This window comes from Pseudomonas sp. P1_F1_2, assembly GCF_056405815.1.
On the sequence record NZ_JBFUBK010000023.1, the window covers coordinates 23,238 to 39,348 of the forward strand.

At 59.4% G+C, this 16,111-nt stretch carries 15 protein-coding genes and 1 pseudogene; 6 read left to right on the forward strand and 10 right to left on the reverse strand.

The window, feature by feature from the left end; genetic code table 11:
• Positions 1-142: 142 nt before the first annotated feature.
• Complete coding sequence (gene yccS / locus AC1D2P_RS09380; RefSeq protein WP_109785599.1) at positions 143-2,326, forward strand: YccS family putative transporter; 2,184 nt, start codon at positions 143-145, stop codon at positions 2,324-2,326.
• A gap of 144 nt (positions 2,327-2,470) precedes the next feature.
• Here yccS and AC1D2P_RS09385 read toward each other — a convergent pair whose 3' ends face one another.
• Positions 2,471-3,208: a substrate-binding periplasmic protein gene (locus AC1D2P_RS09385; RefSeq protein WP_046029822.1), complete on the reverse strand. Its 738-nt coding sequence runs from the start codon at positions 3,206-3,208 to the stop codon at positions 2,471-2,473.
• 256 nt (positions 3,209-3,464) lie between these two features.
• Here AC1D2P_RS09385 and AC1D2P_RS09390 point away from each other — a divergent pair, with 256 nt between their 5' ends.
• The gene (locus AC1D2P_RS09390) at positions 3,465-3,917 is read left to right on the forward strand and encodes a GNAT family N-acetyltransferase (protein WP_046029820.1); all 453 of its coding nucleotides are present in this window, start codon (positions 3,465-3,467) and stop codon (positions 3,915-3,917) included.
• A gap of 173 nt (positions 3,918-4,090) precedes the next feature.
• Here the strand turns inward: AC1D2P_RS09390 and AC1D2P_RS09395 are convergent, their stop codons facing one another.
• The 3 genes from AC1D2P_RS09395 to AC1D2P_RS09405 are packed head-to-tail and all read right to left on the reverse strand — an operon-like array spanning position 4,091 to position 7,073.
• Positions 4,091-4,387: a winged helix-turn-helix domain-containing protein gene (locus AC1D2P_RS09395; RefSeq protein ID WP_046029819.1), complete on the reverse strand. Its 297-nt coding sequence runs from the start codon at positions 4,385-4,387 to the stop codon at positions 4,091-4,093.
• Positions 4,388-4,412: 25 nt separating this feature from the next.
• Entirely contained in the window at positions 4,413-4,904 is a 492-nt protein-coding gene (locus tag AC1D2P_RS09400; RefSeq protein WP_109785600.1) for a M48 metallopeptidase family protein, read from the reverse strand.
• 45 nt (positions 4,905-4,949) lie between these two features.
• Positions 4,950-7,073 (reverse strand): putative bifunctional diguanylate cyclase/phosphodiesterase, encoded by a 2,124-nt coding sequence (locus AC1D2P_RS09405; protein ID WP_109785601.1) that lies wholly within the window; start codon positions 7,071-7,073, stop codon positions 4,950-4,952.
• A 321-nt stretch (positions 7,074-7,394) separates the two neighbouring features.
• On the opposite strand from AC1D2P_RS09405, the gene AC1D2P_RS09410 reads away from it, so the two are divergent.
• Both AC1D2P_RS09410 and AC1D2P_RS09415 read left to right on the forward strand, forming a co-directional pair.
• A complete protein-coding gene (locus tag AC1D2P_RS09410; protein WP_109785602.1) occupies positions 7,395-8,063 on the forward strand; it encodes a polysaccharide lyase family 7 protein in 669 nt (222 codons plus the stop codon).
• Between the two features lie 274 nt (positions 8,064-8,337).
• Positions 8,338-8,520 (forward strand): annotated as a pseudogene (locus tag AC1D2P_RS09415) (fructose-bisphosphate aldolase); the annotation flags it as partial.
• Positions 8,521-8,588: 68 nt separating this feature from the next.
• Here the strand turns inward: AC1D2P_RS09415 and fba are convergent.
• The 6 genes from fba to tkt all read right to left on the reverse strand — a co-directional run bounded on the left by fba (position 8,589) and on the right by tkt (position 14,841).
• Positions 8,589-9,653 carry a class II fructose-bisphosphate aldolase gene (gene fba / locus AC1D2P_RS09420; protein WP_007945427.1) on the reverse strand — a complete coding sequence of 355 codons (1,065 nt, stop codon included), beginning with the start codon at positions 9,651-9,653 and terminating at the stop codon, positions 8,589-8,591.
• Between the two features lie 156 nt (positions 9,654-9,809).
• The gene (locus tag AC1D2P_RS09425; protein ID WP_046029808.1) at positions 9,810-10,139 is read right to left on the reverse strand and encodes an MliC family protein; all 330 of its coding nucleotides are present in this window, start codon (positions 10,137-10,139) and stop codon (positions 9,810-9,812) included.
• Between the two features lie 56 nt (positions 10,140-10,195).
• On the reverse strand, positions 10,196-10,417 hold the full coding sequence (locus AC1D2P_RS09430; RefSeq protein WP_109785603.1) for a hypothetical protein: 222 nt from the start codon (positions 10,415-10,417) through the stop codon (positions 10,196-10,198).
• A 34-nt stretch (positions 10,418-10,451) separates the two neighbouring features.
• Positions 10,452-11,615 carry a phosphoglycerate kinase gene (locus AC1D2P_RS09435; RefSeq protein WP_046029806.1) on the reverse strand — a complete coding sequence of 388 codons (1,164 nt, stop codon included), beginning with the start codon at positions 11,613-11,615 and terminating at the stop codon, positions 10,452-10,454.
• A 17-nt stretch (positions 11,616-11,632) separates the two neighbouring features.
• The gene (gene epd, locus AC1D2P_RS09440; protein ID WP_077431128.1) at positions 11,633-12,712 is read right to left on the reverse strand and encodes an erythrose-4-phosphate dehydrogenase; all 1,080 of its coding nucleotides are present in this window, start codon (positions 12,710-12,712) and stop codon (positions 11,633-11,635) included.
• A 131-nt stretch (positions 12,713-12,843) separates the two neighbouring features.
• Positions 12,844-14,841, reverse strand: a complete 1,998-nt coding sequence (tkt, locus tag AC1D2P_RS09445) for a transketolase (RefSeq protein WP_077431127.1) — start codon at positions 14,839-14,841, stop codon at positions 12,844-12,846.
• 39 nt (positions 14,842-14,880) lie between these two features.
• Here tkt and AC1D2P_RS09450 point away from each other — a divergent pair, with 39 nt between their 5' ends.
• Both AC1D2P_RS09450 and AC1D2P_RS09455 read left to right on the forward strand, forming a co-directional pair.
• Entirely contained in the window at positions 14,881-15,102 is a 222-nt protein-coding gene (locus AC1D2P_RS09450; RefSeq protein ID WP_146206163.1) for a hypothetical protein, read from the forward strand.
• Between the two features lie 12 nt (positions 15,103-15,114).
• Positions 15,115-16,110 (forward strand): ArsR/SmtB family transcription factor, encoded by a 996-nt coding sequence (locus AC1D2P_RS09455; RefSeq protein ID WP_046029803.1) that lies wholly within the window; start codon positions 15,115-15,117, stop codon positions 16,108-16,110.
• The last annotated feature ends 1 nt before the right edge of the window (position 16,111 follow it).

The window sequence follows — 16,111 nt, forward strand, 5'->3', positions numbered from 1 at the left end:
TATCGCGAGCAAGCTCGGCTCCTACATTGACCATGTGTGGTATCAAGGAACAGATTTTGCTGTCAGATGTGATCGGCGCCATTGCGTCGGCGTCATTACTGGCTCAATTTAGCGTCATTGCCTCGGAAGGCCTTCGCACTTCATGTCATCGACTCCTCTTCGTCAGTCTCTGCGTCGCCTCTGGGCGCTGGATAAATTCAGCTACAGCGTGCGAGTGTTCATCGCCCTGACCGGCAGCATGGCGGTCTGTTGGTATCAGGATGAAATGGGCCTGCTAATCCCGTTGTTCCTGGGGATTATCGCCAGCGCCCTGGCCGAGACCGACGACAGTTGGCAGGGCCGCCTCAACGCGCTGGCCGTGACGCTGGTGTGTTTCAGCGTCGCGGCCTTCTCCGTCGAACTGCTGTTTCCCTACCCCTACATATTCATCATCGCCCTGGCCCTGGCCAGCTTCGGCCTGACGATGCTCGGCGCCCTCGGCGAACGTTATGGCGCCATTGCCTCGGCGACGCTGATTCTCTCGGTCTACACGATGATCGGCGTGGACCAGCGCGGTGGTGCGGTCACCGATTTCTGGCATGAACCGGTGCTACTGGTAGCCGGTGCGGCCTGGTACGGTTTGCTGTCGGTGCTGTGGCAGGCGATGTTTTCCAACCAGCCTGTGCAGCAGAGCCTGGCGCGGTTGTTCCGCGAACTGGGTTTTTACCTGAAGCTCAAGTCGTCGCTGTTCGAGCCGATCCGGCAGATGGACGTGGAAGCGCGGCGCCTGGAACTGGCCCAGCAGAATGGGCGTGTGGTGGCGGCATTGAACGCGGCCAAGGAAATCATTCTGCACCGGGTCGGCAATGGGCGGCCGGGCTCGAAAGTCAGTCGCTACCTGAAATTGTATTTCCTCGCCCAGGACATCCACGAGCGCGCCAGTTCTTCGCACTACCCCTACAACGCACTCGCCGAGGCCTTTTTCCACAGCGACGTGCTGTTCCGCTGCCAGCGCCTGCTACGTCAGCAAGGCAAGGCGTGCCGCGCCCTCGCCGAATCGATCCAGATGCGCCAGCCGTTCATCTATGACGCGAGTTTCGCCGAAGCCCTGGGCGATCTGAACGCCTCCATCGAACACCTGCGCATCCAGAGCAACCCGGCCTGGCGAGGCCTGTTGCGCTCGCTGCGGGCACTGGCGGCCAACCTGGCGACACTCGACCGTTTGCTCAGCGACGCGAGCAACCCCGATGCGCTGGCCGATGCCACCGACAGCAGCCTGCTCGACCGTTCGCCGCGCAACCTCAAAGATGTGTGGATGCGCTTGCGCACACAACTGACGCCAACGTCGTTGCTGTTCCGCCATGCACTGCGTTTGCCCCTCGCGTTGAGCATCGGCTACGGCATGGTGCACTTGATTCACCCGTCCCAGGGCTACTGGATCATCCTCACCACGCTGTTCGTGTGTCAGCCGAACTACGGCGCCACCCGCCGCAAACTCGGCCAACGGATCATCGGCACCGCGATCGGCCTGACCCTGGCCTGGGCGCTGTTCGATCTGTTTCCCAATCCGTTGATCCAGTCGTGCTTTGCGATCGCCGCCGGAGTGGTGTTCTTTATCAACCGTACGACTCGCTACACCTTGGCCACGGCGGCGATCACCTTGATGGTGCTGTTCTGCTTCAACCAGGTCGGCGACGGTTACGGGCTGTTCCTGCCGCGGCTGCTCGATACCTTGCTCGGCAGCCTGATCGCCGGGCTGGCGGTGTTCCTGTTCCTGCCGGACTGGCAGGGTCGGCGCCTGAACAAGGTGCTGGCCAACACCCTCACCTGCAACAGCATTTACCTGCGCCAGATCATGCAGCAATACGCGTCTGGCAAAAGTGACGACCTGGCGTATCGCCTGGCGCGACGCAATGCGCACAACGCTGACGCGGCGTTGTCGACGACGCTGGCCAACATGCTCATGGAGCCCGGGCATTTCCGTAAGGAAGCGGATGTCGGCTTTCGTTTTCTGGTGCTGTCACACACGTTGCTCAGCTATTTGTCCGGGCTGGGGGCGCATCGCGAAACCCCACTGCCAGCGGAGGTGCGTGAACAGTTGATCGACGGCGCCGGTGTGAGCCTGGCCGCGAGCATCGACGAAATCGCCCAAGGCCTGGCAAGCAAACAGCCGATTGCCATTCAGAGTGATGAGGAAGAGGCGCTGGCCAACACCCTTGAGCAGATGCCGGATGAAATCGATGAAGGGCAGCGGCTGGTGCAGACGCAATTGGCGTTGATTTGTCGGCAGCTGGGACCGTTGCGGACGTTGGCGGCGCATTTGATTAAAGACACCAGCGAAGACTAAGTTGTGTGTTGTCTGGGCCGGCCTCATCGCGGGCAAGCCCGGCACCCACGGGAGATCTTTGCAACACCCTGGATCAGTGTGGGAGCGGCGGTGCGACTTGCCCGCGATGAAGGCATCGGCCACACCAGACACCCTGGATCAGCCTTACATCCCATGTTGCTTCATCAGACGCTCATAACTGCCATCCGCCTTCATCTCGGCAATCTCGCGGTCGAAACTGGCGACAATCTGTTCGTGTTGCGGGTTTTTCAGACTGACCAATATGTGCAGGCTGTTCTCGCTCAACGGTTTGGGCAAAAACTCCACGGCATTGCGCACTTTGGAGGTTTCGCGCGCCAGGTAATAACGGGCGACGAATTCATCTTCAAGCGTCAACTTGACCCGGTCCGCTGCAACCATGCGCACCGCCATGGAAAAGTTATGCACCGGGACTTTCTGCAACGATGCGTCGTCATCGAACTCAGGGGAATAGGCATACCCGCGCACGATTGCAATCGGATAAGTGTGCAGTTGCTGCAAGTTGTTGTATTCGATGGGGGCGTCTTTGCGCTTCAGAAAGCGCACGCGATTAAGCAGATACTCGCCGGAGAACTGGCCAAGCTTGGTGCGTTCATTGGTGTACCAGGCATTAACCAAGACGTCATACCGCCCCTCGCCCACGCCCATCAGGGCTCGCGCCCAAGGCACCTGTTCGAAATCACTGGCATAGCCGGCCCGGGCCAGCGCGGTGCTGACAATGTCCGTCGCCAACCCGCCGTTGACCAGCGTGGCATCGGTAAAGGGTGGCCAGGCATCGGCGACCAGTCGCAGCTTTTCCGCTGCCGCGCCCTGTGTCAGCAACAGCAATACAATCAAAGCACAAGCTCGATGCAATCGCGGCATGCTAGAAAATCCTTAGCGGGCGGGTTGCCCGACGTGTTTTTCAGCCCAGACTCCAAGATCCCTATACCGGCACCCGGTACTCAACATTAGCTCATTGAAGCCACTGCACAGCGCGTCATCGCAGATTACACAAAGAAGACCACGCCGAGCGAAATGAATGATGGCATTTTGGCCTTTGTCACAGATTTACCGACCATAAAGACATCCATCTTCAGGACGCTTAGTATCGGCGTGACGATGTTCAAGGAAAGTGAAGATGACTATTGATTGGATCTGCAAACACCACAGTGATCTGGGCAAAGAGCAGTTGTACGCCATTCTGCAACTGCGTACGGAGGTGTTTGTCGTCGAGCAGAAATGCGTTTATCAGGACATCGATGGCCAGGATCTGGAAGGTGACACCTGCCATTTAATGGCGTGGGACGAGAATCGGCTGGTGGGTTACCTGCGATTGCTTGACCCACAGACGCAGGGTGGCGATGTGGTAATCGGCCGGGTGATTGTTGCCCCGGCGGCACGTGGCGCCGGGCTCGGGCACGAACTGATGGCACAGGCGTTAAAGCAGGCTGAAAAGCACTGGCCGGGCACGCCGGTTTATCTGTCGGCTCAGGCACATTTGCAGGGCTATTACGGGAAGTACGGGTTTGTCGTGGCGGGCGAGGAATATCTGGAGGATGACATTCCACACATCGGGATGCGTCGACCTTAAAGGCCTCATCGCGGGCAAGCCCGGCTCCCACAGGGATCAGTAGTGTGCCCACTGTCTATGCCACACAATTGAACCTTGTGGGGTCTGAAGTGTGACTACTTTCTATGCCACTCAGTAGATCCCTGTGGGAGCCGGGCTTGCCCGCGATGGCGTCACCCGCGGCACCGCAGAAATCAGGGGTACTCAAGCACCACTTTTATCTGCCGCAAATTCCGCTCGATCCATCCCCGATCAATYGCCCCCCACTCACGAATCCGATAGCGCCCCGCATGATTGCGCGCGCCCTCTTCCTGCTCGAACTCGCAAATGATGTCCAGATCCGCCAATGCCGCAATCGTGTCCTGCGCCGTGCGCCGGGGCATGCCGGTCACGTCGGTCAGGGCCGGGACGCTGCTGGCCAGCCCGCTGTCGATCAGGTACGCCACGTATAACCGGCGGTAGAAGCTGCTCTTGGTCTTGCTGACTTCCATTCAAACACTCCCGGCAGTTGATCGGTTACTGCATGTCCCGCCAGGTCAGGTACACACGCAGGTCGAACTCCACCTGGTGATACCCCGGCAACATGTGTTCACACAGCTTGTAGAACGCCTTGTTGTGATCTGACTCTTTAAAGTGCGCCAGTTCATGCACCACGATCATTTTCAGAAACTCTGAAGGCGCGTCCTTGAACAGCGAGGCCACGCGAATTTCTTTCTTGGCCTTGAGCTTGCCGCCCTGCACCCGCGAGATGGTGGTGTGCAAGCCCAGGGCACGATGCGTGAGGTCCAGACGGTTGTCGAACAGCACTTTGTCGATGGACGGAGCATTGCGCAGGTATTCCTGCTTGAGGTCCAGCGCGTAGGTGTACAGCGCCTTGTCACTCTGCACACCGTGCTTTTCCGGGTAGCGCTTGCTCAGGTAGTCGCCCAGCCGATCTTCGGCGATCAGCTGGCGCACTTGATCCTGCAATGCAGCAGGATAGGCCTGGAGGTATTTCAACGCGGTCATTGGGGCGGCAACACGAATCACGAAAAGGTCGCCAGTGTAGCGAATTCAACTGTTCAGTGCGCTCCAGTCGAACGGCTGCACAAAGTCGCCGACATCTTCGGACATCATCGGCCGCGCCACCAGAAAACCTTGCACGTACTCACAGCCATTCGCTTGCAGCCATTGATATTGAGCAAGCGTTTCCACGCCTTCGGCGATCACGAGCATTCCATATTGCTTGCACAGGTCGATCACATTGCGCACCAGCGCTGCATCCCGCGAGGACTCGGGTAACCGGGCAATCAAGTGCCGGTCGAACTTGAGTGTGTCCAGCTCCAGGTCGCGCAGATGGGTCAAGGAGCAAGCCCCCGAACCAAAGTCATCCAGTGCCACCCGCACCCCAAGGTTGCGCAGCAAACGAAGGGTCTTGCGGGCTTCTTCAGGGTTTTGCATCAGCGCTTCTTCCGTCACCTCGACTTCCAGATGACGCGGTTGCAGGCCATGGCGTTCCAGCACCTGGCGTAACTCGGTGACCAGGTTGGGCATGCCGAACTGGGTGCTGCTCAAACTGACCCCGAGCACCAGGTCGTCGGCAAACAGGGTTTCCCAGGCCTTTCGCTGCCCGGCCCCGCGATGATAAATCCAGCTGCCCAACCGACTGATCAGCCGCGCCTCTTCCAGCAACGGCAGAAACAGCCCCGGCGGGACATCGCCCACACTCGGGTGGTGCCAGCGCAGTAAGGCCTCGAACCCGCGCAGTTGCCCGCTGGCGATGGATACCTGAGGTTGATAGACCAAATTGAAATCACGGTTTTCGATGGCCGTGCGCACACTTTCTTCGAGCATCAGCCGCGAACGCGCGCGGCCGTTCATTTCGTGATCGTAAAAGCGGTACTGCTGACGGCCCGCTCGCTTGGCTTCGTACATGGCAATGTCCGAGGCCCGCAACAAGCCGTCGAGGTTGGCCCCGCAATCCGGGTACGTCGCAATCCCGATGCTGGCGCCCAACGCGATGTCCAGCCCATCAATCTGCTGACAGATCGATACCCGCTCGATGAGCTTCTCGGCAATCTTCGCCGCCTGTTCGGGAAACTCCAGGTCCAGCAGCGCGGTAAATTCATCGCCGCCCATGCGTGCCAGAATGTCGAAGGGGCGCAAGCACGCCTTCAACTGCTCGGACACCCAGCGCAGCACACGGTCGCCGGCATCATGGCCGAGGGAATCATTGACCCGCTTGAACCCGTCAAGGTCCAGGTACAGCAACACCCAAGCGCTGTCGGCGCGCTCACCGCGCAGCAACAGGTTTTCCACGGTCTGGTAGAACCCCCGGCGATTGAGCAGGCCGGTCAACGGGTCGGTAACGGCCTGGAACTCCAGTTGCTGATGCAGATGACGCACTACCGACATGTCCAGCACCGTCACCACCATCGCGTGTTGTTCCGCGGGCAACGGCGCGCATGACAGCGCCACCGGCACCTGTTGACCGGGCGTGGTACGCAGCATCGCGTCATGCAGGCGCAAGGTTTCGCCACGCTTGTAACCGCTGTAAATCTCGGAATCCAGCCAGACTGGGATGTGCGGTTTTTGCAGGAAATCCAGAAACTCTTTGCCTTGCAGATCCTGCACCGTGGCATTCAGCAGCCGCGACATGGCCGGGTTGGCGAAACGGATTACCCCGTCCTCACTCACCACCAGAATGCCTTCGGCCGCGTTCTCCAGCACCGAGGCATTAAAGGCGCGAGCGACTTCCAGGTCGTGGCTCAAGCGCTGCAACGCACGGCGATTGCGCTGGTGTTCCAGCAAGGCCTGCACTTTGGGTTTGAGAATCTGCGGGTCGAACGGTTTGAACAGATAATCCACCGCGCCGCTGGCGTAGCCCTTGATCACCGCGTCCTGGGATTGTTCATTGGCCGTCAGGAAGATAATCGGCGTGAGGCGGGTTCGTTGACTGCCACGCATCAGGCGCGCCACTTCAAAACCGTCCATACCCGGCATCTGCACATCGAGCAGCACCAGGTCGACTTCGTGTTCGAGCAACAGGCTGAGCGCTTCGAAGCCGGAGGCGGCGGTCATGACCTGCCAGTCCTGGCGCTGGAGCAACGCGCGCATGCTGATCAGGTTTTCAGGGTAATCATCGACGATTAAAAGGATTGAGCTGCCGTCGGTTGGCGTGGGTTGCGCGCATTCCATGCTGCTTCTCTTGTCGGGACGTCAGACCGGTTTCTCGTGAAAACCGGACAAATACTTAGCCTGCACTCTAGACCGGGAACCGCAAAAGCAGAAGCCATCAGAGCGCCATCATTTAACCATCACGTTAATTTGCCGACTAACGGTCGGTCCTGAGAGCCCCGAAAACCGGGATAGATGGCCTTTCGACAGGACGTTGACGCCAAATCTCTGCCGGGCAGGCATTAACAAAGTGGCCTCGTACGCTTATAAAGACCGCCCCCCGATGCGCGTGCTAGAGCTTCTGGCACGTGCGTGCAGCAAAAATTTGTGGAAGCTTTGTCTATGATCGATCTCGCAACCTGGAACCTCAGCGTTCCCGTCGGCAGCCCGCCCTACACCGTTGAAACTTCAAAACTGGTGGACGGCTTCAAGGATCAATACTTCCACTCCGACACCGGCACGTTGTTCTTCTGGTCCCCGGTGACCGGCTCAAAGACTGAAAACGCCATCTATCCACGAACCGAACTTCGCGAAACCTACAGCAACGGCACCCTGCGCAATTGGTATTACCCGGATGCCGACAATATGTTGCGCGCGACCCTGGCGGTGAATCAGGTCCCCAGCTCAGGGAAACTCGTCATCGGCCAGATCCACGCCTATGAAAGCCAGAAGCCCTTGGTGAAGGTCGAGTATCAATACAAAACCAAAACCGCGACCGGCAACATCGTCGCCAAAGTGCGCATGCACCCGGATGATGACGTAGGTCGGGTGATTACCATTGCGACCGGCGTGAAGCTGGATCAGGAGTTTTCCTACCTCATCCACCTGAGCCCTGGCGGCGCATTGGGTATCAGCGCGGCGGGGTATCAATGGGACACCAACATCAGCGCGACGTGGCGGGTGAAGCCGCTGTATTTCAAGGCCGGGGTGTATGTGCAGGACAACACCGGGTACACCAGCGAGGGCGGCAAAGTGACGTTCAGCAAGCTGGATATTGATCACGATAAATGACCACCCGCCTATCCCTGTAGCCGCTGCCGAGCCCGCGAGGCTGCGTTCGGCTGCGTAGCAGTCGTGAGATGCCTGACGCGGTGCATCTGAAGAAACGCATTCGCAGGTTTTACGACTGCTGCGCAGTCGAACGCAGCCTCGCGGGCTCGGCAGCTGCTACAGGGTCTGAAAAACTCACAGGACGCCTCCGACTGTGGCGAGGGAGCTTGCTCCCACTGGGCTGCGAAGCAGCCCCAAACCCCATCCCCTATTTCCTCAGACACACCCTACCGCGCTACGCGAACGCCTCAACGCCGCCCTCAAATACTTGAACCTGATGGCCTGCACCTGCCTCACCGATTACGCCGAGAACGACATCAACACCGTCACCAACATCGCCCGGATCATGGTCCAAGACATTGCTGATGTGTTTGGGGTGATTGAACAGCGTGGTTTTGAAAAGCCTAAAGCTCCGTAACCCAACGCTCAGAAAACAAAAAACCCGCCTCGCAGCGGGTTTTTTATACAACTCAAACGCTGAAGGCCTTAGTTAACCTTGGCGTTCAACTCACCCTTCAAGTAACGCTGATACATGCCTTCCAGCGAGATCGGCTTGATCTTCGAAGCATTACCAGCAGTACCAAACTGGTTATAACGGTCGATACACACATCACGCATCGCAGTCACGGTCGCGCCGAAGAACTTACGCGGGTCGAATTCGCTCGGGTTGGTGGCCATCAGGCGACGCATTGCGCCGGTGGACGCCAAACGCAGGTCGGTGTCGATGTTGACCTTGCGCACGCCGTGCTTGATGCCTTCGACGATTTCTTCAACCGGTACGCCGTAGGTTTCTTTGATGTCGCCGCCGTACTGGTTGATGATCGCCAGCCACTCTTGCGGAACCGAAGACGAACCGTGCATCACCAGGTGGGTGTTCGGGATGCGTTTGTGGATTTCTTTGATGCGGTCGATGGCCAGTACGTCGCCGGTAGGCGGCTTGGTGAACTTGTACGCGCCGTGGCTGGTGCCGATGGCGATGGCCAGGGCATCAACTTGAGTGCGTTTGACGAAGTCAGCGGCTTCTTCCGGGTCGGTCAGCATTTGGCTGTGATCCAGAACGCCTTCGGCGCCGATGCCGTCTTCTTCACCGGCCATGCCGGTTTCCAGCGAACCCAGGCAGCCCAGCTCGCCTTCTACCGAAACGCCGCAGGCGTGAGCCATGGCCACGGTTTGTTGGGTAACACGGACGTTGTAGTCGTAGTCGGTCGGGGTCTTGCCGTCTTCGCCCAGGGAACCGTCCATCATCACCGAGCTGAAGCCCAGTTGGATGGAGCGCTGGCAGACGTCAGGGCTGGTGCCGTGGTCCTGGTGCATGCACACCGGGATGTGCGGGAATTCTTCGATCGCCGCCAGGATCAGGTGGCGCAGGAACGGGGCGCCAGCGTATTTGCGAGCACCGGCCGAAGCCTGGACGATCACCGGAGAGTCAGTCTTGTCAGCGGCTTCCATGATGGCGCGCATCTGCTCAAGGTTGTTGACGTTGAAGGCTGGAACGCCGTAGCCGAACTCGGCTGCGTGGTCCAGCATCTGGCGCATGCTGATAAGTGCCATTGTGTGTGTCTCTCCCGGTTGAGGGTCGTTAATCGTGCCAGCCTGCCGTAGCGGCGGCGGCTATTCAAGTTATTGCAGATCGGGGGTTAGGCCCGGGCTGCCATTCAATTCACATCAGACGACCGCTTCGCGGCCGAACGCAGCCTTCGGCAGCTGCTACAACTTGCAGCCACGGCCGATCAAATCATTGGTGGCGACCCAGTACACCAGGCCTTCCTCACCTTTTACGTGAAACGCCAGCATGTCGTTGCTGTACAGCGAACCTTCGGCGCCTGGCTCAAGCTTCAGGCGGTAGACCTGATCGGCCCCGCCCAGGCGCACGTCGACTTCCTTGCGGCTGTCGTCGGTGTAGCGCCACAGCACTTTGGCCTGGCTGTCGCACGTCCAGGTGGTCCAGTTATCCACAGGGGCGGACGACTGGAACAGGTTCAACTGTGCGCAACCGGCCAGCAACGCCAGCGCCGTAACGGCGATAAAACCTTTCATCCATGTTCCTCGACTGACGGCGCACGCCGCCAGCCCTGAGTAAAGTGTCAGACCCGTCAAGGGCAACCATGTTCCTTGGCCGGGGTCTGTGTCTCGTATTTATCCAGGCCATCCGGCCCGGAACGCTTGTTGAGCACCGGGTTGGTTTCCGCTTGCCAATCGGCCTGGTAGCAACCGTTTTGCAGCGCGGACGGCGCGGGCTCCGGCGTGGCTTTCGGGTTACTCCCGCAAGCCGCCAATGAGCCCGCGACGATCAACAGCGTTAACAACCTGACCATGTAACCACTCCTTTGCCTGGTCAACGGGATGGCCTCAGGCCTTGGCCCGGCTTTCCAGAACTTCAACGGCTGGCAGCACTTTGCCTTCGACGAATTCGAGGAATGCGCCACCGCCGGTAGAAATGTAGGAGATCTGCTCGGCAACGCCATATTTATCGATGGCCGCCAGGGTGTCGCCACCGCCCGCGATAGAGAACGCCGTGCTTTCGGCGATGGCTTGGGCCAGGACTTTGGTGCCGTTGCCGAACTGGTCGAATTCGAACACGCCGACCGGGCCGTTCCACAAGATGGTTTTCGACGATTTCAGCAGCTCGGCGAAATTCGCCGCGGTCTGTGGACCGATGTCCAGGATCATGTCGTCGGCGGCCACGTCGGCGATCAGTTTGACAGTCGCGGTGGCGCTTTCGGCGAATTCCTTGGCAACCACAACATCCACCGGCAACGGCACGCTGACTTTGGCGGCGATTTCGCGAGCGGTGTCCAGCAGGTCAGGTTCGTACAGGGACTTGCCGACCGGGTGACCGGCAGCGGCCAGGAAGGTGTTGGCAATGCCGCCGCCGACGATCAACTGGTTGCAGATTTGGCTCAGGCTGTTCAGCACGTCGAGCTTGGTCGACACCTTGGAGCCGGCAACGATGGCAGCCATTGGCTGGGCCGGGGCGCCGAGGGCTTTGCCCAGTGCGTCCAGCTCGGCAGCCAGCAACGGGCCTGCGGCGGCGACTTTGGCGAACTTGGCCACGCCGTGGGTCGAACCCTCGGCACGGTGAGCGGTGCCGAAGGCGTCCATCACGAACACGTCGCACAGGGCCGCGTATTGCTGGGCCAACTCGTCAGCGTTCTTTTTCTCGCCCTTGTTAAAGCGCACGTTTTCGAACAGCACGATCTCGCCGGCCTTCACATCGACGCCGCCCAGATAGTCAGCGACCAGCGGCACTTCACGACCCAGCGCCTTGCTCAGGTAGTCAGCGACAGGCTTGAGGCTGTTCTCGGCGGAAAATTCGCCTTCGGTAGGACGGCCAAGGTGCGAGCAGACCATCACGGCCGCGCCTTTTTCCAGGGCCAGCTTGATGGTCGGCAGCGAAGCCAGGATTCGCGCATCGCTGGTGACAACACCGTCCTTGACTGGGACGTTGAGGTCTTCGCGAATCAGTACGCGCTTACCTTGCAGATCGAGGTCGGACATCTTCAACACGGTCATGGGTCGCAATTCCTGGGTTACTGATTTTGAGAGGTAGAGAGTGGTGATTCAGGTTTGGAAATAGCTGTTTGCAGATAGTGTTCTGCAACGTCCAGCATCCGGTTTGCAAACCCCCATTCGTTGTCGAACCAGGCCAGGATGTTTACCAGCCGCGGGCCGGAAACTCGGGTCTGACTGGCATCGACGATCGCCGAATGTGGGTCATGGTTAAAATCACAACTGGCGTGAGGCAACTCGGTATAGGCCAGGAGGCCTTTGAGCGGGCCGCTGGTGGCGGCTTCGCGCAGTATCCGGTTGACCTCGGTGGCGTCGGTATCGCTGACGGTCTGCATCGTAATATCGAGGCAAGACACGTTCACCGTCGGCACCCGTACGGCTTTGGCCTGAATTCGCCCGGCAAGTTCCGGCAACAGGCGTTCGATGCCGCGCGCCAGACCGGTGGACACCGGGATCACCGATTGAAACGCCGAACGGGTACGGCGCAGGTCTTCGTGGTGATAGGCATCAATGACCGGCTGATCGTTCATCGCCGAGTGAATGGTGGTGATCGACACGTATTCCAGGCCAATGGCCTGATCCAGCAGGCGCAACAGCGGCACGCCGCAGTTGGTGGTGCAGGACGCGTTGGACACCAGCAGCTCGTCGCCGGTCAGGCAATCCTGGTTCACGCCGTAGACGATGGTGGCGTCGACATCCGACTCGCTGGCCATCGGCTGGGAAAACAGTACCCGTGGCGCACCGGCGTCGAGGAAACGCTGACCGTCTTCACGGGTGTGATAAGCGCCGGAGCACTCCAGCACCAGATCGACGCCCAACGACGCCCAATCGATGCCTTCGGGGGTGGCACTGCGCAGGACCTTCACGCAGTCGCCTTGAATATGCAGACAGTCGCCGTCAACCCGCACTTCACCGGGAAATCGCCCGTGAGTGGAGTCAAAGCGCGTCAGGTATTCGATGCTGGCCATGTCGGCCAGATCGTTAATCGCGACAATTTCAAACCCGGCCTTCTCGCCCCGCTCAAACAACGCACGCAAGACGCAACGACCAATCCGGCCGTAGCCGTTGAGTGCAACTTTGTAAGGACGCGGTTGAGGCATGGGGTTCTCGATTACCGTGGTGAATCCGTTAGACCGCTATCGCAGGCAAGCCCGGCTCCTACAAGTCAACGTGATCTGTAGGAGCCGGGCTTGCCCGCGATGGCGTCAGCCCAGACGACACATTTTCTGGATCAGTCTTCCAGCAACTCTTCAGCCTGACCCAGGATGTTTTCCAGGGTGAAGCCGAACTCTTCGAACAAGGCAGGCGCAGGCGCCGACTCGCCGTAGGTGGTCATGCCGATCACGCGACCTTCCAGGCCCACGTACTTGAACCAGAAGTCCGCATGGGCGGCTTCGATGGCGATACGGGCGCTGACCTGCAACGGCAGGACCGCTTGCTTGTAGCCGGCGTCCTGGGCATCGAACACGCTGGTGCAAGGCATGGAAACCACGCGCACCTTGCGGCCTTGCTCAGTCAGTTTGTCGAAGGCCTGAACCGCCAGGCCCACTTCGGAACCGGTGGCGATCAGGATCAGCTCAGGCTCGCCTGCGCAGTCCTTCAGCACATAACCACCACGGCTGATGTCGGCGATCTGGCCGGCGTCACGGGTTTGGTGCTGCAGGTTCTGACGCGAGAAGATCAAGGCCGAAGGACCGTCTTTACGCTCCAGCGCGAACTTCCAGCACACCGCCGCTTCAACGGCGTCAGCCGGACGCCAGGTGTCCAGGTTCGGCGTGCTGCGCAGGCTGGTCAGTTGCTCGATTGGCTGGTGAGTCGGGCCGTCTTCGCCCAGACCGATGGAGTCGTGGGTGTAGACATGGATCACACGCTGCTTCATCAGGGCCGACATGCGCACTGCGTTGCGAGCGTATTCCATGAACATCAGGAAGGTCGCGCCGTAAGGCACCAGGCCGCCGTGCAGGGCAACGCCGTTCATGATGGCAGTCATGCCGAACTCGCGAACGCCGTAGTACATGTAGTTGCCGCTGGCGTCTTCGGCGGTGACGCCTTTGCAACCTTTCCACAGGGTCAGGTTGGAACCGGCCAGGTCAGCCGAGCCGCCGAGGAATTCCGGCAACATCGGGCCGTAGGCATTCAGCGCGTTCTGGCTGGCTTTACGGCTGGCGATGGTTTCGCCTTTGGCCGCCACTTCGGCGATGTAGGCTGCGGCTTTTTCGCTGAAGTCGGCTGGCAGGTCACCGCTCAGACGACGGATCAGTTCGTTGGCTTCGGTAGGGAACGCGGCGGAGTAAGCAGCGAAACGCTGATCCCACTCGGCTTCGACCGCTTTACCGGCTTCCTTGGCGTCCCACTCGGCGTAGATGTCGGCCGGGATTTCGAACGGACCGTGGTTCCACTTCAGAGCCGCGCGGGTCAGGGCGATTTCCGCGTCACCCAGTGGGGCGCCGTGGCAGTCTTCCTTGCCTTGCTTGTTCGGCGAACCGAAACCGATGGTGGTCTTGCAGCAGATCAGGGTTGGCTGCGTGCTTTTGCGTGCAGTCTCGATCGCGGTCTTGATTTCTTCAGGGTCGTGACCGTCGACGTTGCGGATCACCTGCCAGTTGTAGGCTTCGAAACGCTTCGGCGTGTCGTCGGTGAACCAGCCTTCGACTTCGCCGTCGATGGAAATGCCATTGTCATCATAGAAGGCGATCAGCTTGCCCAGGCCCAAGGTACCGGCCAGGGAAGCGACTTCGTGGGAAATGCCTTCCATCATGCAGCCATCACCCAGGAAAACGTAGGTGTGGTGATCGACGATGTTGTGGCCCGGACGGTTGAATTGTGCGGCCATGACTTTTTCAGCCAGGGCAAAACCGATGGCGTTGGCCAGGCCTTGGCCCAGTGGACCGGTGGTGGTTTCAACGCCTGGGGTGTAGCCGAGTTCCGGGTGACCCGGGGTGCGGCTGTGCAGTTGGCGGAATTGTTTCAGATCGTCGATCGACAGGTCGTAGCCAGTCAGGTGCAGCAGCGAGTAGATCAACATCGAGCCATGGCCGTTGGACAGCACGAAGCGGTCACGGTCGGCGAACGATGGATTGCTCGGGTTGTGCTTGAGGTAGTCACGCCACAGCACTTCGGCGATATCCGCCATACCCATAGGGGCACCCGGATGGCCGCTGTTGGCTTTTTGCACGGCATCCATGCTGAGGGCACGAATGGCGTTGGCACGCTCACGACGGCTTGGCATCGCTGATCTCCTGCGGATATTGAATCGAGAGTGAATAAAATGAATCGGAAAAAAGGCGAGCATTTTCCCTCACCCGGACGCCTCGGGGCAATGACAGATAGTCATCTGGAGGCGTTTTTCCAATGGATTACCAAGGTTTCGGCTGATGAAACCTTTCTGCTATTCGTTTGTAGAGTGAATGGCAAGCCTGGAAGTGCCATCTATCGAGCAATATCAAAACTTTTTGATATTGCTCTTGCAGTGATTTCTACCCGTCACTAGACTGCTGGCCTTATGAATTTACGCGTGCCTTCCATTCAACATGACGATTGCGACGAGCTGGCGGCCCTCTGCAAGGCTGGCGGCGACCCTCTGCGTCTGAATGTATTACGCGCACTGGCCAACGATTCGTTCGGCGTACTGGAGCTGGCGCAGATCTTCGGCATCGGCCAGTCCGGCATGAGTCACCATCTCAAGGTATTGGCCCAGGCCGACCTGGTGGCGACCCGCCGTGAAGGCAACGCGATTTTCTACCGTCGCGCCCTGCCCCACACCGACCTGCTAGGCGGCAAGCTGCACGCTGCCTTGCTGGAAGAAGTAGACAACCTGACCCTGCCTGCCGATGTGCAGTCGCGGATCGGTCAGGTGCATGGGCAACGAGCGGCGGCCAGCCAGGACTTTTTCTCACGGGTGGCGGAGAAATTCCGTGCCCAGCAAGACTTGATCGCCGGCCTGCCGCAGTACCGCGAAAGCGTGGTGGCATTGCTCGACAAGTTGAGTTTCAGCAAAGATGCCACGGCCATTGAAGTCGGCCCGGGTGACGGCGAATTTCTGCCGGAACTGGCACGTCGCTTCACGCAGGTCACGGCGCTGGACAACAGCCCGGCGATGCTCGAACTGACGCGCCAGGTATGCGAGCGTGAAAAGCTGGCTAACGTCAGCCTGCAATTGGCCGATGCATTGAACGGTGTCAGCCTTCATGCCGATTGCGTTGTACTGAACATGGTATTGCACCATTTCGCCGCGCCGGCCGAAGCGCTCAAGCACATGGCCGACTTGCTGCAACCGGGCGGTAGCCTGCTCGTGACAGAGTTATGTAGCCACAATCAGAGTTGGGCCAGGGAGGCCTGCGGTGATCTCTGGTTGGGGTTTGAACAGGACGATTTGGCCCGTTGGGCCACCGCTGCGGGACTCGTTCCCGGGGAAAGCCTCTATGTAGGCTTACGTAATGGTTTCCAGATCCAGGTTCGCCACTTTCAGCGACCGACTGGCGACACTCACCATCGGTAAA